Source organism: Mesobacillus selenatarsenatis SF-1 (assembly GCF_000813125.1).
GTDB lineage: Bacteria > Bacillota > Bacilli > Bacillales > Cytobacillaceae > Mesobacillus > Mesobacillus selenatarsenatis.
The window spans coordinates 42971-63319 of sequence record NZ_BASE01000113.1; the positions used below are offsets into that span (position 1 = coordinate 42971).

General features: G+C 39.9%; 18 protein-coding genes and 1 pseudogene. 12 read left to right on the forward strand and 7 right to left on the reverse strand.

Annotated elements, in window-relative coordinates:
• Positions 1-10: 10 nt before the first annotated feature.
• Complete coding sequence (locus TY49_RS20940; protein ID WP_041967841.1) at positions 11-925, forward strand: DUF6625 family protein; 915 nt, start codon at positions 11-13, stop codon at positions 923-925.
• Between the two features lie 436 nt (positions 926-1361).
• Here the strand turns inward: TY49_RS20940 and TY49_RS20945 are convergent, their stop codons facing one another.
• The 4 genes and pseudogenes from TY49_RS20945 to TY49_RS20960 form a co-directional block, all read right to left on the reverse strand.
• Positions 1362-1598 (reverse strand): DUF5348 domain-containing protein, encoded by a 237-nt coding sequence (locus tag TY49_RS20945; RefSeq protein ID WP_041967842.1) that lies wholly within the window; start codon positions 1596-1598, stop codon positions 1362-1364.
• Positions 1595-2281 (reverse strand): annotated as a pseudogene (locus TY49_RS20950) (ExeA family protein); the annotation flags it as partial. The pseudogene TY49_RS20950 and the gene TY49_RS20945, both read right to left, overlap by 4 nt.
• Positions 2282-2357: 76 nt before the next feature.
• Positions 2358-2615, reverse strand: coding sequence for a hypothetical protein (locus tag TY49_RS20955; RefSeq protein ID WP_041967844.1), 258 nt, complete (start codon positions 2613-2615; stop codon positions 2358-2360).
• 31 nt (positions 2616-2646) lie between these two features.
• Positions 2647-2880 carry a helix-turn-helix domain-containing protein gene (locus tag TY49_RS20960; protein WP_041967845.1) on the reverse strand — a complete coding sequence of 78 codons (234 nt, stop codon included), beginning with the start codon at positions 2878-2880 and terminating at the stop codon, positions 2647-2649.
• Between the two features lie 557 nt (positions 2881-3437).
• On the opposite strand from TY49_RS20960, the gene TY49_RS20965 reads away from it, so the two are divergent.
• From TY49_RS20965 to TY49_RS20980, 4 genes are all read left to right on the forward strand, one after another.
• Positions 3438-4940 carry a YifB family Mg chelatase-like AAA ATPase gene (locus tag TY49_RS20965; RefSeq protein WP_041967846.1) on the forward strand — a complete coding sequence of 501 codons (1503 nt, stop codon included), beginning with the start codon at positions 3438-3440 and terminating at the stop codon, positions 4938-4940.
• Between the two features lie 10 nt (positions 4941-4950).
• Entirely contained in the window at positions 4951-5733 is a 783-nt protein-coding gene (locus TY49_RS20970) for a transposase (protein ID WP_041967847.1), read from the forward strand.
• Positions 5730-6338: a hypothetical protein gene (locus TY49_RS20975; RefSeq protein WP_052442257.1), complete on the forward strand. Its 609-nt coding sequence runs from the start codon at positions 5730-5732 to the stop codon at positions 6336-6338. Before TY49_RS20970 ends, TY49_RS20975 begins: the two co-directional genes overlap by 4 nt.
• A gap of 250 nt (positions 6339-6588) precedes the next feature.
• A complete protein-coding gene (locus TY49_RS20980) occupies positions 6589-7116 on the forward strand; it encodes a hypothetical protein (protein ID WP_041967848.1) in 528 nt (175 codons plus the stop codon).
• A 34-nt stretch (positions 7117-7150) separates the two neighbouring features.
• Here the strand turns inward: TY49_RS20980 and TY49_RS20985 are convergent, their stop codons facing one another.
• Positions 7151-7537 (reverse strand): helix-turn-helix domain-containing protein, encoded by a 387-nt coding sequence (locus TY49_RS20985; protein WP_052442258.1) that lies wholly within the window; start codon positions 7535-7537, stop codon positions 7151-7153.
• Positions 7538-7706: 169 nt separating this feature from the next.
• Here TY49_RS20985 and TY49_RS20990 point away from each other — a divergent pair, with 169 nt between their 5' ends.
• Both TY49_RS20990 and TY49_RS21000 read left to right on the forward strand, forming a co-directional pair.
• Positions 7707-8576 (forward strand): hypothetical protein, encoded by an 870-nt coding sequence (locus tag TY49_RS20990; RefSeq protein WP_041967849.1) that lies wholly within the window; start codon positions 7707-7709, stop codon positions 8574-8576.
• Between the two features lie 148 nt (positions 8577-8724).
• Entirely contained in the window at positions 8725-9357 is a 633-nt protein-coding gene (locus TY49_RS21000) for a thioredoxin family protein (protein WP_156972742.1), read from the forward strand.
• 250 nt (positions 9358-9607) lie between these two features.
• On the opposite strand, the gene TY49_RS24020 is transcribed toward TY49_RS21000, so the two are convergent.
• Positions 9608-11002: a cell wall-binding repeat-containing protein gene (locus tag TY49_RS24020; protein WP_052442259.1), complete on the reverse strand. Its 1395-nt coding sequence runs from the start codon at positions 11000-11002 to the stop codon at positions 9608-9610.
• A gap of 551 nt (positions 11003-11553) precedes the next feature.
• Here TY49_RS24020 and TY49_RS21010 point away from each other — a divergent pair.
• Entirely contained in the window at positions 11554-12666 is a 1113-nt protein-coding gene (locus TY49_RS21010) for a M20 family metallopeptidase (RefSeq protein WP_369390570.1), read from the forward strand.
• Between the two features lie 225 nt (positions 12667-12891).
• Here TY49_RS21010 and TY49_RS21015 read toward each other — a convergent pair whose 3' ends face one another.
• Entirely contained in the window at positions 12892-14397 is a 1506-nt protein-coding gene (locus tag TY49_RS21015; RefSeq protein WP_084135566.1) for an outer membrane protein assembly factor BamB family protein, read from the reverse strand.
• 747 nt (positions 14398-15144) lie between these two features.
• Between TY49_RS21015 and TY49_RS21020 the strand changes: the two genes are divergently transcribed.
• The 4 genes from TY49_RS21020 to pdxA all read left to right on the forward strand — a co-directional run bounded on the left by TY49_RS21020 (position 15145) and on the right by pdxA (position 20314).
• Positions 15145-16842 (forward strand): sigma-54-dependent transcriptional regulator, encoded by a 1698-nt coding sequence (locus tag TY49_RS21020; protein ID WP_232310495.1) that lies wholly within the window; start codon positions 15145-15147, stop codon positions 16840-16842.
• A gap of 177 nt (positions 16843-17019) precedes the next feature.
• Positions 17020-18012 carry a 2-keto-3-deoxygluconate permease gene (locus tag TY49_RS21025; RefSeq protein WP_041967854.1) on the forward strand — a complete coding sequence of 331 codons (993 nt, stop codon included), beginning with the start codon at positions 17020-17022 and terminating at the stop codon, positions 18010-18012.
• A gap of 12 nt (positions 18013-18024) precedes the next feature.
• The gene (locus TY49_RS21030) at positions 18025-19323 is read left to right on the forward strand and encodes a four-carbon acid sugar kinase family protein (RefSeq protein ID WP_041967855.1); all 1299 of its coding nucleotides are present in this window, start codon (positions 18025-18027) and stop codon (positions 19321-19323) included.
• On the forward strand, positions 19310-20314 hold the full coding sequence (gene pdxA / locus TY49_RS21035) for a 4-hydroxythreonine-4-phosphate dehydrogenase PdxA (RefSeq protein ID WP_041967856.1): 1005 nt from the start codon (positions 19310-19312) through the stop codon (positions 20312-20314). The genes TY49_RS21030 and pdxA overlap by 14 nt, the downstream gene beginning before the upstream one ends.
• The last annotated feature ends 35 nt before the right edge of the window (positions 20315-20349 follow it).

A 20349-nucleotide genomic window follows, 5' to 3' on the forward strand; every position in this document is an offset into this window, starting at 1 on the left:
GGAGATATTGATGAAAAAGATATTAATTATTATTCCGTATTTTGGTGAGTGGCCTAGCTGGTTTAATCTATATATAGAGTCTTGTAAAAATAACCCTTCAATAGATTGGCTATTTTTTACGGATTGTGATGAACCAGAAAATAAGGCGGAAAATATAAAGTATCATAAAATTACTTTTGCTGACTACAAAAAAATAGTTGAGGAAAAACTATTAATTAACTTTAACCCTTCAAATTCATATAAGCTTTGTGATTTAAAACCTGCTTTAGGATATATACATGAAGAGCATCTAGCTGGATATGATTTTTTTGGGTATGGTGATATAGATTTAATTTATGGAAATATTAAAAGTATTTATACAGATGAATTACTTAGTAAGTATGAAGTTTTTTCAACACATGAAAACTTTTTAAGTGGGCACTTTGCACTTTTAAAGAACACACAAAAATATAGGGAATATTTTAAGAGAATTAAAAATTGGAAGGAAATACTGGAAAGTAACAAACACGTTGCATTTGATGAATTTTACTTTGGGGTAGATTTAGCAGGCAGGTATAGAATATTAAGTAAGATATTAGGAAAGCAAAGTAGTATAATAACGAGATTAAGAAAGTTAAGGAATTCTAATAAAAGGTATTTGTTTCGAGAAGAATATACAACGCCATATACTAGGATACCTTGGATAGATGGAGGTGTGTGGGATAATCATCCCACTGAATGGTATTGGAAGAATGGGATACTTACAAATAATATAAATGGGAATAGACAATTTTTATATTTCCACTTTATGAATTGGAAACCTAATAGCGCGCATTTAAGAGGAAAAAAACCGATATGGGAAGATATGGATGGTATTGTTTTGGAAAACTATAAACAGTATTTAAATGGTTTTAAGATTAATAAAAATGGATTTCAAGTGCTTTAAAGTGAGTTTATAAATTTCATAACATTTTTCACTGGGACACATGGACGGTTTTCATGTCCCTTCGTAAGTCGAAATAGTTTGCTGGCGATCAGTTTTTCCGCGATTTGACGGTGTTATTAGTCTTGATCTTTGAAACAACATAAGTCTTAGTGAATGCATAATCTAAAACCATGTCGGAAGGGGTTCTGACATGGTTTTTTGTTTTTGATTATAATGGTGGCACTCTATTTTAGATCCTTTGTACTGTAACTTTTGTTTTGGTTTATGGTGGCGAATTAAATATAATTTAAGCCAAGTTTGCTGGGATTGATTTCTCTTGCATAGTGTTAATGACGTTCTAGAATGTCCAGAACTTGACGATGTTAATTGTCCTAAAACTGACGGATCTACTGTCCAAAAATGAAAGGGAAGCAGTTCACATGCTTCCCAAAAGTTTTTACAAATCAACTTGATAAGTCTCATTTTTCTTAAGGTAGAATCTAACGTCATTTCGACCCGTGAGAATATACCAGTCTCTGCCCAATTCCAGGCGGCAGGAAAGAGTCTTCCCATTTCCTAGATGTAGATCAAACCATTCACCACATCGCATCTTATAACCAGAATTTTCTCCCCAAAACACAACCCAACGATCCAACTCTTCATTGTAATTCATTTCTTTCAAGCGACTTTTCATGAAAGCTCACCCTGGATGACTTGCTTAATCATATGGTCGTCAATAATTCTTCGGCCATTTTGTGAGCCATAGAGTAGACTATGTGTGCAGAGTTTATTTATGAGCCTTGCGGCACCACCAGAAAACCGATGGATTTCGTCAAGAGCCCCATCAGAGAATATTGGTTGTTCAACTCCGGCATAACGAAGATGCCTAGAAACATATTCCTCAACCTGAGCACGATCGAGATGTCCTAACTGGAATTGAATATCGATTCTTTGACGTATCGCTGCGTATGATTGGAGTCGAAGCCGATCCCACAATTCACTTTGACCGACGAGAATGAGTGCCATCGGGCTTTGCGAGTCCATTTTGAAGTTCAGTAGGAAACGAACCTCTTCAAGCATTTCCCGGTCCAGAAGATGGGCTTCGTCCACTACCACCACAGGTTGTAGCCCTCCTATGCCTTTCATTAATTCAATCTCACGATGAAGCTGCCGTTTTGCATCTCCTCGATAAAACTTCGCTTCAGAACCTAACTGTTCCAAAAGACCTTTGTAAAAATGACGAGGCGTTAACTTAGAGTCGGACAGGTAAAGGATGTGGAATTTCCCTTTATCCAATTTGTCCACAAACTTACGGATTGTCGTGGTCTTTCCTGTACCACTATCCCCACTCAGAACGGCAAATAGCTGTCTTTCAGCTGTGTCAGAAACACAGGGACGGTTCTTGTGTTTCTTTCGGGTATCGGAATATTTTTGGAGTGGGATGTTGTGTCCTTTATTTAACGTTTGTTTCGGTGAATAATTCTGGATAGGCTTGTTTATATAGTAGAATCATTGCTTTTTTGGCTGCTTGTTTTTTGCTTCTGGGGTGTATGGCTGTGGCGGTTATGTCTCTGTATGGTGGTTGTTCGTCGCAGATATTGACGGTGATTTGATATTCGTGTGGATATTGAATGATATCCATTTCTATTTCGTCACTGTATTCGTTTATGAACTGAATTACATCCCAGGAGAGGTAGTCGGATGTTATCATGATAATCACCTTTGTGTTTTATTGTGGATATTTAATGTTGTTCATCTTCTATGGTAACAATCTCGATGATTTTACGGATGTCTGTGATGTTAAGTGCTTCGCTAATTCGTTTGATGTGGTCAAAATGGATGCTTTTTCTCTTATTGTTAGCCAATTCACTTAGTGTTGCATGGCGGATGTCTGCTAATCTTGATAATTCCCTTAATGAGATTCCATGATCATTTAACAGTTTATTCAAATTGATTTTCACCTGTTTTTCTGCCATAGCTTACACCCATTCCTAATGACTATAAGCCAAAACTATCATCTTTGGATAAGCGAAGTGGTACGCGTTCGCGTACCACTTCGCTTGTTTACAGAAAATTTTTATGGATTGGTAAGGTAGTCCTGTTTTTAGGCAGAATCCCATAACACAAGGACGGGTCTCACGTTTTCATTCGAGAGTTTAAATAGTTACAGTTAATTCTCATATTCTTATTTTTTAAATCCCTTATGGAAAATAAAATCAATCATTAGTAGGACTTGGTTTGTTGGGAGGAGAGTTTTTTCTCTCTTTCTTTGTTAACCAATGGTGTTTGGCTGGGAATTTATGAGTGCTAACTTCTGATAATTGGTATATGATAGTTTTGAAGATTTCTCCTCCTATTCTTCCTTTTAATCTCCTGTAAGTATGTTGTCTCCTGTTTTCATTCTGTATTACTGGATTCCCAATCTATTTATTTTATTACCTACGATTGTTTTTTCCTCATTATGTTTTGCACCCATTTTGTTATGCGCAATTACTTTTTCTTTTTCTAAATTGACCTGTATGGAGGTTTGTTTATGTCGGCAAAGGTTGTAAGTGTTGGTTTGAAGGGTCTTGAGGGATACCGTATTGAGGTTGAGGTGCAGGTGAAGGAAGGTTTTGAGTCGATTGTGATTGTTGGGCTGCCTGATGCTGATGCTTCTGTGAAGGAGTCTAAGGAGCGGGTTTCTGCAGCCTTGCATACTTTGGGATTCCCGCTGGTTGAGAAGAAGGTGATTATCAACCTGTCACCGGCTGAGCAGAGGAAGAACGGACCTTTGTTTGATCTTGCGATTGCTCTTGGCATTCTTAAAAGCGGGGGATTCATACAGGATGAAATCCCGATGGATGCGGGTTTTATCTGCGCCTTGTCGTTGGATGGGACGATTCATCCGGTTGAGGGTATGATTGCTGCTATATTGGCGGCTAAGAAGCTGAATTTAAAAAGGCTGGTACTTCCTTTTGATCCTACCATTCCAAGGATTGAAATCGATCATTTGGAACTTGTATATGTTGAAACCTTACAGGATGTGATGAATTTGCTGGCTGGTCAGCAAATGTTGCCTTTGCTGCAGGATGTGGATGTGGTAGAGGAGCCAAAGATTACCGACAGAGACTTCAGCCAGGTCATTGGCCATGAATTTGCGAAAAGGTCACTTGAGATAGCAGCGAGCGGAGGCCATTATGTTTTGATGGATGGGCCGCCAGGTTGTGGAAAGAGCCTCTTGGCAGAGACATTCCCATCAATCCTTCCGTCGCTTTCGGAAGAGGCGCAGCTAGAAAAAATCAGTCTATATCAATTGGCAGGTGCACCGTTCTCCTCGCTGACTCTTCCCCCATACCGCCATCCACACCATTCCGCATCTGCTGTCTCGATCATAGGAGGCGGCACGAACCCCAAACCTGGTGAAGTATCCCTTGCCCATCGCGGTGTTCTTTTCCTTGATGAATTAGGCGAGTTTTCCAAAAAAACATTGGATATGCTCCGTCAGCCTTTGGAGAGTGAAAAGGTGACTATCAGCCGAATCCACTCTACTGTGACTTATCCGGCTAAATTTATTTTCATCGCAGCCATGAACCCCTGCCCATGTGGATATTTAGGGTCAGACAGTCATTACTGCACTTGTTCGGAAAAACAAATTAAGTCATACAAGAACAGAGTATCGGGGCCTATTTTAGACCGAATCGATATTCTCCTTTCCTTAAAGGCTGTCAATCTTAAAGGGCACGATTTTAACAGAAATGAATCATCAGAAACTGTTAGAAAAAGAGTCATGGCTGCCAGGGAAAGGCAATATGAACGATATGGTAAAGAAATCTGTAATAGCAGCGTTCCGTATGAGCACCTTATTGGCAACAGTCCGCTCACGAGCTCGCAGCAGAGTCGATTGCAGGACTTGTCCATAAAGTTTGGTCTCAGCAACAGGTTTCAGATCAAGCTCATCCGTCTGGCGAGAACGATTTCTGACATGAGAAGTCAGCGGTTTATTTCTGATGAGGCAATCGAAGAAGCGCTAACGCTGCGCAAAATAGGAAAGTGAGGTGGTCACTTTGCCTCGAGAAGCGAGAAGGAAAAGTGCAAGCGAGGTCTATCATGTGATGCTGCGGGGAGCGAACCGGCAGGAAATTTTCCATGATGACGAAGACAATATGAAATTCCTTGATATTTTGAAAAAGTATAAAAGGATCTCGAAATTTGCCCTGTATGCCTGGTGCCTGATGAGCAATCACGTCCACCTGCTTTTAAAAGAAGGCGAAGAAGGTCTCGACACAACCATGAAGCGTATCGGGGTGAGTTACGCTTCATTTTACAATTGGAAATATCGCACGACGGGTCATCTTTTCCAGGACCGGTTCAAAAGCGAAAATGTTGAAACTGATCAGTATTTTCTTACCGTCGTTCGGTATATTCATCAGAATCCTGTGAAAGCAGGGATCAGTCCCAGGGTCGAAGAATGGAAATGGAGCAGCTGCGCTGGGTACTATGACCAGGTATATTACCCAGGAGGAATGCTTGATCGTAATAAGGTGTTCAAGATGTTTGGTGAAGGCCGTTCCATTGCGAAAGATCAATTCAAAGAATTCAACGAGCGAACAAATAACGACGAATGCCTCGAAGACATCTATAAAAAAAGAAAACTGACAGACGAGCAGGCAAGGGAGGAAATCAAGCGGTTGCTCGGAGAGGTGGAGATTGCCCAGGTGAAGAGCCTGCCAGGGTGGCAAAGGGACCACCAACTAATCAAAATCAAAACAATCGAAGGCCTCACCCTTCGGCAAGCTGCCAGGATATTAGGGGTATCAGTTAGTCTGGTTTATAGGGCGGGGATTTGAAGGGAAGAGACAAGGACAAGACAGGGGAATGGCTTTTCATTTCGTTAAAAGTAAAAAAATGTAATTGTGTGAAACGACAGAACCGTCCCTGTGTTTCCACAGGACATCTATTCCAGGACCGGTTCAAAAGTGAAAATGTCGAAACCGAGGAATACTTTCTCACCGTTGTTCGGTATATCCACCAGAATCCCGTCAAGGCAGGTATCTGTTCACTGTTGGAAGACTGGGAATGGAGCAGCTGTGCGGGATATTATGGCGAGAAGTATTTTCCAGGAGGGTTGTTGGATCGAAATATAGTGTTGAATATGTTTGGAGAAAATCGTCCATCCGCTGTAGAACGTTTCAAAGAATTCAATGAGCGATCCAATCATGATGAATGCCTTGAAGATACCTATCGTAGACGGAAATTGACAGATGAACAGGCACGGCAAGAAATCAAACAGCTGCTCGGCGGCATGGGCATTGCCCAGGTAAAAAGCCTGCCCGGATGGCAGAGGGATCACTATCTCATGCAAGTCAAAACTATTGAAGGCATCACCCTCCGACAGGCAGCCAGGATTTTGGGCGTATCCAAGGATCTAGTGCATAGAGCATGTGGAGTATAGGGAAGGTTCTAGTTTTAACAGGAAAGTAAAAACTAACTTAACATTTGGACCACAAGAACAGTTCTATGTCTTTCATTCCTCTTTGAGACATTAGAACCGTCCCTGCGTCTCTTTGGTTCCATTTAAACTGCCAAACTCGCTCTTTTTAATATTGAGTCACAGACAACTAGAAAAGAAAAACTTAAGAAGTCTAGATAAAATTCGACAAAAATATTAAAATAGTCCTAAGAATAATCGTGGGGGCTATGTCTTGAGAACTATAAGCTTTGAAGAAAATATGAAGTCACTTATGATGAAATACTCAACTATTTTTGGCTTGAACAGTACGGGTTTGTATGAAGTTTATTTGAGTACATTTTTAAATCGTCCGCTAAAGGAAATTATCCCGAAATCCTTTCTTAAACTATGTGCTCATATAACAGATAATAGAAATGAATTTTTACGAATACATGATTTAGTTGTATTCTTTAATGAGGAAAAATTTGATGGATGGCTGGTTGGCAATACCAAGCACCCAAACAGTTTCGACCTTATTTTGTATGTACCGGAGGAGTACTGGCCAGATTTCAGATATGACCGGGAAGAAATCATGGATTATCTATTTTTAAAAGGATATATTGAGATGGATGGTCCAACATCGATAAATGCCATTGAGATGCCCTTGGAATTCGAAGTTTTTGATTTGCCTTTAAAGGATATTCACCAGTTTATTGTGGCAGAAGAATTTTACTTTCTTGCTGAAGAACTGGCAAGAACCTTAAAGGATAAAACAGTTTGAATAAAAAAAGGAAAACAAATTCGTTTTCCTTTTTTTAGCTTAAAAGTACTTTAATTATATCGATTATCTTTCTTTTTTCCTTACTGTTTAGTTCTTTGTCTTCAAAGGTTACTTGTTTTGACCCCTGCAATATTTCTTTAAGGTTCACCTTATTCGAAGTCTCCTCATGCTCTATCATAAACCCGCCTAAGGATAGCAATTCTGAATATGGATAATCATATCCTTCTGATAATCTTTTTAAAATTTCCGGGGTAGCCTGAATGGGTCTTTGGTTTCTTGGATCAATGCCCTTTTCCAATAAATTTAAATAATTATGGGAGATCCCCACCAGATCTGAAGCCTTGCGCAGGGATAATTTAAGTTTGTTCGTTCTGATATCATAAAGGACTTCCCCCAATGTTCTCGAGCCTGCCTCATTCATTCCCTTCACTTCCTATAAAAAATTCCTAACGTTAGTATAATGTAATCTTTCTGCTTTGTAAAACTGTGATTACAAAACGTTTATTTTCCTTTGTAAAAATAAGATTGACAACGCGTATTCAATATATTACAGTAATCAATATATTACATAAAATGATAAGGAGAATATCATGAAAAGAAAATCATTGTATTTGATGTACTTCCTTCTGGCTTCTGTCCTGCTCGTAACTGCCTGCTCCAGTGGTGAACAACAAAGTTCTGAAGCCAACGCAGCCGATGTGTCTGAAAGTAAAGAACCTGGAGGAAATCAAAGTAAAGAAAATGAAAAACCTCAAAACGAAGAACTGACAAATGAGGATATAGAGAAAGCCTTCGAACACTATTTCAATGCGAATAAAGAAGGAAATTGGGATTGGGTGTATACCTCATCTTCAGAGAAGCTGCGGAATTTGTTAGGGCAAACCAAAGAAGAATTCATTAAACAACAGGAAGAAATAATTTTCATAAATAATGTAACTTTTAATGATTATCTAATTAAGAATGTAGAGAATATTGACAGCTCAATCAAAAAAGTTGTTTTAATCGTCAAAGGCGATAATAATAATGGGCCATTTACAAACGAATCTATTATTTATTATGTAAATGAAGATAATAAATGGAAATTTGACACGATTGGCATCCTGGAAGTAAAGCCCTATGATTTTTATGTAGAGAATGAGGGTTATTATAAATTCGAAAATATGAAACAAGTAAAAACCGTGAAAGGCATGGCTTTCATGGCCGATATCACGAACCTTAGCGCTGATCGATTCCAGGTTGGCTGGAGCATGAACGGAAGTGCGACCTTTAAATCAGCAGATTCGGAAAAGGAAGTTCCGCTTGCTTTCAGGATTGAACCTGGCCAGGTATCGAAAAATTATATCATTCAATCTGATTTGGAAGGTGGGGATCTCCAATCAATCACCTTCCATGATGTATTCTTTGGATTGGGAAGTCCAACAGAATTTTCAATTGATCTGACAGGGGAGAATGTGGAATAGAGGAAGGCGGGGTAAATGCTTTTCTCCGCTTTAATGGAAGTGGGGGCTGCGCATGTCCTTCGGAAGCAGCATAAGACTTTCCCGACAGGCACCCAGGAGACTCTGCGGAAACCCTTTAAAAGAAAAATGATAATTAGGAAGGAAAAACATGAAAAAGAGCCTTTTATTACTCATACCGATTATAATAATAGGCGTAAGCCTGGTACTGTTTAGGAATGAAGAGCAAAATGAGTTGATTAAAAAGGAAGACCAATCTGTTAAAGCTGAAGTGATACCGGTTCATGAGGAACCTGTTACAGAAGCGGTAACGGAGGCTGAAAAAGTGGCTGTTACAATCCCTTCAGAGAATATTGAGAAAGAAGAGCAGAAAAAGATCGATGTTCAAAAACAGGAAAGCCCGCAGGCTATATCTATTGAACAAAGGCACCAGGAGATTTTGAAACAAGGAAATATTTATAAAATAAGGAATATGGAAGACCTTAATATGTTGGCAGCGAATACAAAGTATTTAACCATGACTTTCTATGATAATTCCTGTTTTGCAAATACACAGCCATCTTACAACATGATTCAGAATCAGCCAGAAATGAAAAAACGTGTTCCAGACATGATATTTGTTAATATTCCAATAGAACAATTTCCAGACTTAGCAAAAAAATTCCAAGTGAACACAACCCCATATACCATCCTGATAGATCAAGGACAGCCTGTCGCAGGTTCCCCAGGATATTATGATTCAGAAGGGTTAGAAAAATTCATGCGTGAATTCCTCCCACTGTAGAAGCATGGGGACGTGAACTGCACCCTAATTGTTAGACACACCTAACAATTGGAGGTGTAGTTTTTTTATGCGAAAGTATCTTTTAGAAATGAAATCCCAATAGGATTCAACCTATTGGGATAATGAGCTCGAGTAGTTTTTTTACTTTTTCATGAAAAGGTCCAAAACTTATCCAGTGCACCTCAAGCTTTTCATGCTTAAAACGAAGGTTCCCACGATCTTGATTTTACACAAAAGATAAAGTTTTAATTTAGTTTAAAATAAAATCTGGATGGTTATTGATCGTACCCGTATATACGGTCGTACCATTTCGAGTTGTTTTCTGTAAGTATGCTATATCCCAAAAAACGCTTTGCATTTTCATGGTAGCATTATCTATATGAGTTAGTTTGCCATCAGTTCTTATTTCCCTTTTTCTGCTTGCATTTATTTGAGCATCAATTCCAACTCCAAAATCACCTTTTTCCAAGGTCCCTTCAAGAGTAATAAAAACTTCATGTCTTATTAATTTATCATCTAATTCATAATAGCTCTTTGCTACTCCATTTCCTTTGACTCCGATAGTCTTGATCCCTCTGCCCTCTAGAGTTGGTTTATCTTTGGCAAACTTCGGATCAAAAACCATAGTCAAATTTCCAAGGTCTTTATGAAAATAGGTTAGCTCCGTTCTAGCATCAAACGGAATGTCTAACACTGTATAACGGCCGACCGCCTTATTTGGTAAGGCCGCTTCTCCTCCAAACACATATAAACTATCCATTTTTTTCATATAATTTAGTACAGCGTTATTACTATTAACAGGATGAGTTAATATGATAGGCATAGATTGTCTTAATGCTAGTCCACTTCCACTAAGTGCATCTGGAAAATTGGTCCCACTTGCAATTCCTGTTTTTTTCGCTCCAGGGAAGTAGGTATTTGCTATTGCTAAAGATGTTTCATAACGACTGCTGCCCGCTATCCTCTCCACAACAATATCTCTGTTTTCTAAATACTTTTGTGCTTGATTTGGTACGGCAGCTTCACCACCAATAATGGTTACTTTTGAAGTAGAATGTGCTTCTATGTAGTCTTTTATTTCTTGATTCAAATCATTTGAATCTGTATTTAATAGAATGGGAATAAATTGTAGAGCTGCATATGGTACGATTGATAATGCATCCGCGAAGTTATTACCACTCACTATAATGATTTCAGATGGATTTGTGTTTACACGATCAGCGATTTTTATCGAAGTATCAACTCGATTAACCCCACCGATACGTTCTACACTAAAATGTTTTTTTAGTACATTTTCTGCATTTTTTGAAACAGCCATCTCTCCACCAAGGATGAGGACTTTTCCGTTACTCTTCAACACCCGTTCAGCTTCAGTAATAACCATACTTACTTTACTATCATCTACTAAAATAACATTTCCATTTAAAGTATTGCTCAATACTCCTCCCGCTAATGAATCAGGAAAGTTATTCCCGCTTGAAACAATTACATAATCCAGTCTATTAGCTGGTATACGTTTTGAAAACTCCAAGCTCGTTTCATAACGATTGTCCCCAGCAATACGATCCAATTCCTGAGCAGATGCATCTGCTGGGAATATTGACATTGCTAATAATGCTAATAATAAGAAAAATATCCTGTTCAAATTTGTTCCCCCTCACTGCTATGGTAAATTATTCATTCTATTAATAGGATAACAGATTGAGAAGCGTAGGGACGTACCTTTTGCTTCTTTCGCGTTGCGAAAGATATATGAGGGCGTACCCTTTGCTTCTTTTTGATTTTTCATAGGCGGGAAGGTTTCTCAAGTCATGAGAAAAAGTTTTATATAAAGTATGAGTCCCAGAAGTTAGTTTCTGGGAGGGACTGGGTTGAATATACATTGGGGGAGAGGCACAAGGATTCACTTCCATTTAGAAAAACTTACCCAGAATAAAAAGTGGCTACTCCTAGAAATATGAAATCCCAATAGGGCGCACCCTATTGGGATTATTAGTTTGGATGAAACAACGTCCCGATGTTTCTACGATTATGCTTAGAATCGCTATGATGACAGGCTACAAACTAATAATATGAATGATATAATAGTAAAATAGTTATATTATGGGGCTGCATAGATATTATGCAGCCTTATTATTAATATAGGAAAGCAGAGTGATAATAATGGATTCCATAAGGCAGTTTATGGAGGACCATTTGCAAGAGATTATAGAGGATATCAAGTTTCTGGTCGAATGTGATTCTCCATCATTGAATAAAAAACTCATGGACGAGTGTGGAGAGAGGATCCAGGAGCTTTTATATCGCTACTTTGGTAAACGGGCAGAAGTGTTGGAAGAAGAGAAATTCGGAAATCATCTGAAATTTGAATACGGGGAAAGAGACGAAACAATCTTAATCCTTTCCCATTTTGATACAGTATGGGAGCCTGGAGATTTAGAGTTTAAAATCGAAGGCGATCGCGCATACGGGCCTGGCATCCTGGATATGAAGGGAGGCCTTGTACAAGCGATTTGGGCAATAATAGCCATTAAGGAACTGAAAATTCCGTTCTCAAAGAAGATTGTTTTCCTTTTTACCAGTGATGAAGAGGTGAGCAGTCCGACATCACGCTATGTCATCGAAGAGATAGCGAAGGATTGCGATTATGCATTAGTTACGGAACCGCCCGTTGTTCGGACGGGTGCCTTAAAAACGGAAAGAAAGGGTTCAGCTCGTTATTATATTGATATTACAGGCAAGGCTGCCCACGCTGGCAACAACCATCATGAAGGAGTTAGTGCTATTCAAGAGGCTGCCAAGGCCATCGATTTTTTAGAGTCCTTAACAGATTACGAGGTTGGAACCACCGTCAATGTTGGATTTGTTAAAGGCGGAGGAAAGCTGAATGTTGTGGCTGATCATGCAGAGATTGGCATCGATGTCCGCGCAGGGACTAGTGAAGAACAAGAAAGAATCGATGAAATAATTCATGGGCTGACACCTTTCACAGAAGGGACAAGTCTCGACGTTAGAGGAGGCGTCTCCCGCCCGCCGATGGAACGAAATCAAGATACGAAAGATCTATTCCAGACCGCCAAAGAAGCAGCAAAAGAAGAAGGCATCAAGTTAAAAGAAGCTTCTGTTGGGGGAGGAAGTGATGGAAACCTCACAGCCAGCATGGGAGTCCCAACCTTAGACGGCCTAGGTACCATTGGAGACGGAATCCATGCAAGAAACGAACACATAATCATCAGCTCAATCCCTGAACGAGCAGCCTTTTTCTCTAACCTGCTGATTGGTATTGGGACGAATGACGGGGAAGCGTAGGGACGTACCTTTTGCTTCTTTTTGATTTTTCGTAGGTAGGGCTGTTTGTCGTGTAATATGGGATAGTCTAAAAGAAAGTATTAGTCCAAGTTCCTGTTTTGAGCACTTCTGAAAGATCAATCCACTATAATCCTGAGTTTAAGCTAAAAACAGGCAAGAATTATAAAAATTGAAAAACCCCAAGTTGTTCAGTATTAACAGAACAACTTGGGGTTTTTCTTCTATTTATTTTCTAAGTTTTTTAATAACAAAGATGGTTAGTCCCAGGAAGATTATGAGAGCTAGGATTGGAACTACATATACTAAGAAGATAAATGAATATATACTTTTCTTTGTCTGCTCATTGACATTAGGCTGCTCAGGACTACTATCATTTTCACCATTGATCTCATTAGTAGGTAAAACATAGACATTTGAATTTTGGCTTCCCACAATTAAATGATCATTCATTAGGACAGGTCCAGAGGGCGATAGCTTTCCGCCTAAATATTTCTTTCCTAATAACTCACCATTTTCTACATTAAAAGCATAAACCAGACCTTTGGTATCTGTGAAATATACGACACCTTTATCTGCTACTGGTGGTACCTTGTTTACATTACTTTTATAGGTCCATAACTTTTTTCCTGTCTTAGCATCATAGGAATAGAAAGTTTCGTTAATTGGGCTCCCTACGAATATTTTCCCGTCATAGACAATGGGTGCACCAGATTTGTTATTAGTAACCATAGGACCAATACCGAGACTATCTTTCCAAATAACTTCTCCAGATTTAATATCCATAGCATACATTACATGATTCGGTAATGACAGAGGAGGTTTGTTAATGAAGTCTCCTATTGCAAGTTTAATCATTTGTTTATAGGCTTGGACTATTCCTTTTCTCTCATATACTTCTCTTACACTTAATATTTCATCAGTTCTTTCTAGTGCTGTTGTTATTACTAAATTTTCAAAAATAACCGGTGGTACATCATCTAAGCCAGCATATACATTATTAAATTCAGTCTCCCATAATATTTGCTTAGTAGTTAAATCAATCCCAAAGAAACTGTATGGATGGGGAAGACCACCACCAACATATAATTTTCCATCCTTTATGTTGGGTGAAGACATGCTAACTACATGACCTAATTTTAATTTCCATTTTTCTGTACCGCTTTTGGGATCAATAGCATATAGATGCTTATCCCCTGTAGTTATAAAAACAGTACCATCATAATACGCAGGAGTCGGCATTACTTCACCTTTTGTTTCAAAAGTCCATAAAATCTCTCCTGATTTAGGATCAAGACTCATCAGCCCACTTTTCCCTGTACCTCTCGACCCATCTTCTTGATAGAAACGATTTCCGAAACCAACAAATAATTGATTGTTTACATTTATAATTTCAGAATGAATCCAATTGGGTGCTTTTGTTTGCCAGTTCATTTTTTTATTAATTAAATTATAAGAGTATATGCCTCCAGAATTATGATTTCCTATGAAAACATTATTTCCGATAACAACTGGAGTTGAACGAATTTCATCACCGGTATTAATAATATCTTTTAATCTAGAATCGAACTCACTGTGGTAAACTGGATTATTTTCAGGATTCAATCTGTATTGGCTCCATTCTGAAGGACCGAAATCATCAGCAAATACAGGTATAACACTAACTATGGTACTAAATACCATAAGGCATAATAAAAGAAAAAGCTTATGTATTCTAGAATAACTCTTCATCATTTCCCTCCTGACAGATTATTATCTACATATCCTGAAGTTTTAATAACCAACCTAGTGATTAACCTATAACAATCAATTTTCAATTATAACAAATAAGTTAGGAATGACAGCATGGTGAAGCGTGGGGACGTACCTTTTGCTTCTTTCGTCTTACGAGATTTCTAAGAAAATGGATGATTCCTGGGTCTTAGTGGATGTCAAAATATATTTGCTGACGGTTAGGTTGTCCGGGGATTGATGGTTTTATTTGTTCTGACTTTGAAACAATATGGATGTTATTTAATTAGGAAAGTGGGGAAGCGTAGGGACGTATCTTTTGCTTCTTTTTACTTTTCGTTGGTGGGAATATTTCTCAGATCTTGACAAATAGTTTTAAAGAAAGTATTAGTCTCAAGAATGAGGGTCTCGGAGGTACTGGATCGAATATGCTTTGAAGGAGAGACACCAGGGGATCACGTCCCATTCAGAAAAACTTATCCAGAATAAAAAGTTGCCACACCGAGAGCAATTAAAACCAGGAGAACTCCTAGAGACAAATAGAGTATTTTTTCATAATTATCATCCCATCTTTCTGTAAGTTCAAAATTCACTAAATGAGATGTTCTATAAACTAAACTAAATTTCCTTCAAATCCATATATATAAAAATGGTAAATCAGTCTAGGCATCTTGAAGGCTATGATGCCTCCGTACTTCTTCCCGCTTTTCCGGCTTTGTTCATTGCGCTTTTCTTCCAGGTATGCTATGTATGAAGGGAAGGAAAGAACGGGTGATTATGATGATTAAGGTGTTGTTTATTGCGCCATATCCTGCGATGGCTGTACTGATCGATGAATGTAAAGCGGATGCTGAGGATTTGGATGTTACTGTAAAGACTGGAAACCTTGGCTCTGCGGTCCCGCTGGCTAAACGGGCGGAACAGGACGGTTTTGATGTAATCATAAGCCGCGGAGGAACTGCTAAATTGATTGAAGAAGTGACCAATCTGCCGGTTATTGATATCCATGTTTCCGGTTATGATATGCTTCGTGTGCTTACCCTTGCGAATGAGTTTCCTGGCAAGAAGGCGATAGTTGGCTTTTCGAACATCACATTGGGAGCAGAAACAATCACTGATATATTGGAGTTTCCAATTGAAGTATTTACAGTTGAGAAAGCAGAAGAAGTCGGACCGCTTATAAAGGACCTCAAGGATCAGGGATATAGTGTCATTATGGGGGATGTCGTTACTGTCCATAATGCTGACCGGTACGGAATGGAAGGAATCCTGATTCAGTCAGGTCGAGAGGCAATTTTTGATGCTTTCCAGCGAACAAGAACTATCTATTCCTTTTACCAGAAGAAACAGACAGAGATCGATTTGATGAAGGCTATGCTGAAAACAGCAGCAACAGACCTTGTCGTCCTTGACTCTGCTGGTGGTGTTGTTTACGAACAGTGGAATTCAATCTCTCCATCAATAATTGATATATCTACATTACTCCATGCCGAAGATGGAGGACTGAATTCCCATGGGGTTATTACGGTCAGCGATGTAATGTACAAGGTGAAACCGTCTGTGCTGACTAATGGAGGCAGGAAATACTATTTGTATTCTTTTTCAAAGGTTGAACGATCAATGGATGAATCATTGATAAAAGTAGAACATGTATCTCAGCTTCCTTTAATCATTCAGGAAAGCGAGCAGATGAAGAATTGTATTTCCTCGATAGAAGCAAATATTAAAAAGTCCAAATGGGCATTAATTGGCGAAAATGGTACTGGTAAAGGTTTGATTGCAAGGTATATCCATTATATGAAGCATGGTGGCGAGGGACTTTTTGCAGTCGCGGTGGCAAGGGACTTTTTAAAAAAATCAGAAGTTGATGAGGATATCAAAACGATTTACCTTCAGGGCATAGAAGCTTTGGATTTTCCTGAACAACAGAGACTGCAGCAGGTGGCTGATTACCATTGCAGCATAGGAATTAACATCCTATTTTCTGTTCAATCGGATAGCGAAGGAGTCTTTGATACGGACGTAGCCCGAATCTACTTGCCGCCTTTGCGGAAACGGAATGGTGACATAAGGGCGCTTGCAGCTTATTTAATCGCGGATTCAAATCAGCGCTTTGGCACATCGCCAATCAAGATTAAAGAGGAAGCTCTCGACCTTTTGGAGAAATATCATTGGCCTGGTAATGTAGCAGAGTTAAAGGCTGTTCTGCAAGATGCCGCTGCTGCGGAAAAGGGTTATGTTTTAAGTACTGAATTGATTGGTCCTTTAATGGAATCAAAAATTTCAAGTGAATTATCGATTCCAGAAGATTTTTTACAGGGAACATTAGAAGAAATCGAGAAGAAAATTATCCGCAAAGTCATGGAGCATGAGGATGGCAATCAGACAAGAGTCGCGAATAGGCTGAATATCAATCGTTCCACATTATGGAGAAAGCTGAAGAATTGATTCTTCAGCTTTTTATTATTTTTGTTTAAAAATGCAACACTTTAATAGTTTAATAATTTTATGTGAACATTCTTAGATAAAACTATTGCAAAAATAAAACGTTTTCATTAAAATGAAACATGTAAGCGATTACTAAATCGTTTAAATTTGAAACAATACAAAAGGGGATGCTAGAATATGAGAATAAAGGCAGGTTTAGAAAGAATTCCTGGTGGGATGATGGTTGTGCCGTTGCTTTTAGCAGCAACACTGAACACATTTGCACCAAACTTGCTTCGCATTGGTAATTTTACAGAGGCGCTGTTTGTAAATGGCGCAGGTACTTTAATTGCACTTTTCCTATTGGCGACTGGTGCGCAAATAAATGTTAAATCTTTCGGTGTTTCGGTTGGTAAAGGTGCGACATTGCTTGGAATCAAGTGGATTGTCGGTGCCGCAGTTGGACTTATTGCATACTTATTCGCTGGTGACAATGGATTGTGGCTAGGGCTTGCGCCGATTGCCATAATTGCCGCAATGACAAACAGCAATGGCGGATTGTTCGTTGCCTTAGTTGGTCAATACGGAAATAAAGAAGACCGTGCTTCTTACTCACTGCTTGCTTTGAATGACGGACCATTCCTAACGATGGTTGCCCTTTCAATCTTTGGTGCAATGGGCTTTGTTGACGGAATGTTCTCCATCCAGTCATTCATCGCTGTATTGCTGCCAATCCTTGTTGGTATGGTGTTAGGTAACCTGGATGAAGAAATGCGAGTGTTCCTTGATCAAGGAAGCTCAATGCTGATTCCATTCTTTGCTTTCGCGCTCGGTATGGGAATCGATTTCGGAGCGATCGTTGCAGGTGGATTAACAGGAATTCTATTAGGGGTAATGACTGTTCTATTCACAGGTACTGCAGGTTACTTTGTATTCAAAGCTTTCAAGTGGAATCCAATTGTCGGCGCTGCTGAAGGCTCGACAGCGGGTAATGCGGTTGCGACTCCTGCAGCGATTGCTGCGGCAAACGCAAGCTTCTCGCAATATGCTGAACTGGCGACTGTCCAGGTAGCTGCATCGACTGTTACAACGGCAATTCTACTTCCGTTGTTCATCGCTTTCCTTGTTAAACGACTTGAGAAAAAGGGGTACGCGTTCAAGCAAGGAAATGTCATAAAAGTGGATAGTTAAGGGTGTGTTCATATGGGTGAAAAAATCGGAATCATCGCAGACGACTTAACAGGTGCCAATGACTCAGGTGTTCAATTGGCGAAAAAAGGATTTTCTTCAACCGTAGTGTTCAATCTAGAAGGCATTAAAGAAGCAGGCTCAACCCCTGATGTTCTGGTTGTCGATACTGACAGCCGGGCAGTTGCTGGGGAAAAAGCACATGAAGCAGTTGTTAAAGCTGCTTCTCTTCTTTTTCAGCATGGGTACTCACATGTTTACAAGAAAATCGATTCTACCTTACGTGGAAATGTAGCGGTTGAAATTGCTGCAGCTGCCAGTGTTTATAAGCCTGAAGCAGTTGTGATTGTGCCAGCTTTTCCGAAGGTGAACAGGACCACAGTCAAAGGTCTTCATTATGTGGATGGCACACTGATTACGGAAACGGAATTTGGGCGCGATCCGAAGACTCCAGTTACAGAAGGGTTTATCCCGGATTTGCTGAAGAAATCTGTGGATGAAGATATTGCTTTGATTGACCTCGATTTGATTCGAGGATCAGAGGACCAGTTAGCTGCGTTCGTTGAAAAATCTATTGACTGCGGACATTCCTGGTTCGTTTGTGACAGCGAGACAGAAGACGACCTAAAGGCAATCGCGGCATTTTTTGCGAAGCTGGGCAAAAAGATTGTTTGGGCAGGGTCTGGCGGTTTAATAGAGTATCTTCCTGCTGAGTTGGCGATTTTTCCTCAGACAGGTCAAAATATGAAAAAATCCTCCATCGACCGGACTCTTACTGTATCCGGGAGCCTTTCTCAGGTAACGAAAAACCAGCTTGTGAGCCTAAAGGGGTTAAAGGAAGTTGAGTTTATAGAAATAAATCCAGTTCAATTAGTTGAAGATACACTTGAGGCGAATAGCTTGGCAGTAGACAAAAAGGCCAGTCATTATGTCCTTTATGTTGATTCTTCCGAAGAAAACAGAGTGGCTGCGCGTGAAGCTGGCGGCAAATTGGGCTATAACAGCAACCAGGTGAGTGAAGCGATTGCCTCCGGACTGGCGAAGGCTGCAAAAGCATTCCTGGAACAGGTCGAGGAAATTGGCGGCCTAGTTTTAACAGGCGGTGACACTGCGAAAGCTGTTTGCGGTGAATTAGGTGTAAATGAAATGGAACTCCACTCTGAGGTCGAATCCGGACTGCCGTTTGGCAGGATCCGCAGCGGGGAAAAGGACTTCTGGGCAATTACAAAGGCTGGAGGATTCGGTAACGAAGCCTCGCTTGTAAAAGCAGTGGAATACATGACAGGAAAGGTTGGGCAATATGAAACAAACTAAACCAGTGGTCGGAATAACAATGGGTGACGCAGCAGGTGTCGGCCCGGAAATCATTTTAAAGACGCTTGCAAATGAAGAAATCTATAACATCAGCAATCCTTTTGTCATCGGTGACAGCAAGATTCTTGAACGTGCTAAAAGCTTTGTCGGCAGTGAGCTGGAAATCCAGTCCGTTACTGCAGAAGGGCTAGGAGAGATAGAATATAAGCTTGGGACGGTACATTGCCTGGACTTGAATCTTCTGCCTGCTGACCTTCCAGTCGGAGAGGTTTCTCCCGATGCTGGACATGCAGCTTTTGAATACTTACGTACAGCAATCGAGCTTGCCAATGAACAGAAGATTGATGCGATCTGTACTGCTCCTTTGAATAAAGAAGCGCTGCAAAAAGGCGGACATAAATATCCGGGCCATACAGAAATTTTAGCTGACTTGACTGGCACTCAGGATTATTCAATGATGCTTTCTGCTCCTAACCTGCGTGTAATCCATGTTACGACGCATGTAGGGATCATCGATGCAGTTAAAATGATTAATCCAGAACGTGTATATCATGTCATCAAGCTTGCACATGATACACTGCGCAAAGCAGGAATCGAAGCTCCGAAAATCGCCGTTTGCGGCATCAATCCGCATGCAGGCGAAAATGGATTATTCGGTTATGGTGAAGAAGATGAGAAGGTCGTTCCGGGTGTCGAAAAAGCTCAGGGTGAAGGAATTGATGCGGTTGGACCACTCCCAGCTGATACACTATTCTTCCGAGCAGTCCGCGGAGACTTTGACATTGTCGTCGCGATGTACCACGACCAGGGACACGGACCGGTTAAGGTTTTAGGCTTGGATGCGGGCGTCAACATCACGGTTGGATTGCCAATCATCCGCACAAGCGTCGATCACGGTACAGCATTTGATATCGCTGGAAAAGGTATAGCTGATGAGAAAAGTTTGATTGAGGCTATGAGACAGGCTGTAGAGCTTGCTCCGAAGAGATAAAGTTACATTCTATTAAAGGTATTTCCTTCAAGGGA

Excerpts from the sequence above, each read along its gene's own strand:
- TY49_RS21030 (WP_041967855.1), top strand. The coding sequence starts at position 18,025 with ATGGGTGAAAAAATCGGAATCATCGCAGACGACTTAACAGGTGCCAAT.
- TY49_RS20960 (WP_041967845.1), bottom strand. The coding sequence starts at position 2,880 with ATGGCAGAAAAACAGGTGAAAATCAATTTGAATAAACTGTTAAATGAT.
- pdxA (WP_041967856.1), top strand. The coding sequence starts at position 19,310 with ATGAAACAAACTAAACCAGTGGTCGGAATAACAATGGGTGACGCAGCA.
- TY49_RS21015 (WP_084135566.1), bottom strand. The coding sequence starts at position 14,397 with ATGATGAAGAGTTATTCTAGAATACATAAGCTTTTTCTTTTATTATGC.
- TY49_RS20945 (WP_041967842.1), bottom strand. The coding sequence starts at position 1,598 with ATGAAAAGTCGCTTGAAAGAAATGAATTACAATGAAGAGTTGGATCGT.
- TY49_RS20965 (WP_041967846.1), top strand. The coding sequence starts at position 3,438 with ATGTCGGCAAAGGTTGTAAGTGTTGGTTTGAAGGGTCTTGAGGGATAC.
- TY49_RS20990 (WP_041967849.1), top strand. The coding sequence starts at position 7,707 with ATGAAAAGAAAATCATTGTATTTGATGTACTTCCTTCTGGCTTCTGTC.
- TY49_RS20955 (WP_041967844.1), bottom strand. The coding sequence starts at position 2,615 with ATGATAACATCCGACTACCTCTCCTGGGATGTAATTCAGTTCATAAAC.
- TY49_RS20985 (WP_052442258.1), bottom strand. The coding sequence starts at position 7,537 with ATGAATGAGGCAGGCTCGAGAACATTGGGGGAAGTCCTTTATGATATC.
- TY49_RS21020 (WP_232310495.1), top strand. The coding sequence starts at position 15,145 with ATGAAGGGAAGGAAAGAACGGGTGATTATGATGATTAAGGTGTTGTTT.
- TY49_RS20940 (WP_041967841.1), top strand. The coding sequence starts at position 11 with ATGAAAAAGATATTAATTATTATTCCGTATTTTGGTGAGTGGCCTAGC.
- TY49_RS21000 (WP_156972742.1), top strand. The coding sequence starts at position 8,725 with ATGAAAAAGAGCCTTTTATTACTCATACCGATTATAATAATAGGCGTA.
- TY49_RS21025 (WP_041967854.1), top strand. The coding sequence starts at position 17,020 with ATGAGAATAAAGGCAGGTTTAGAAAGAATTCCTGGTGGGATGATGGTT.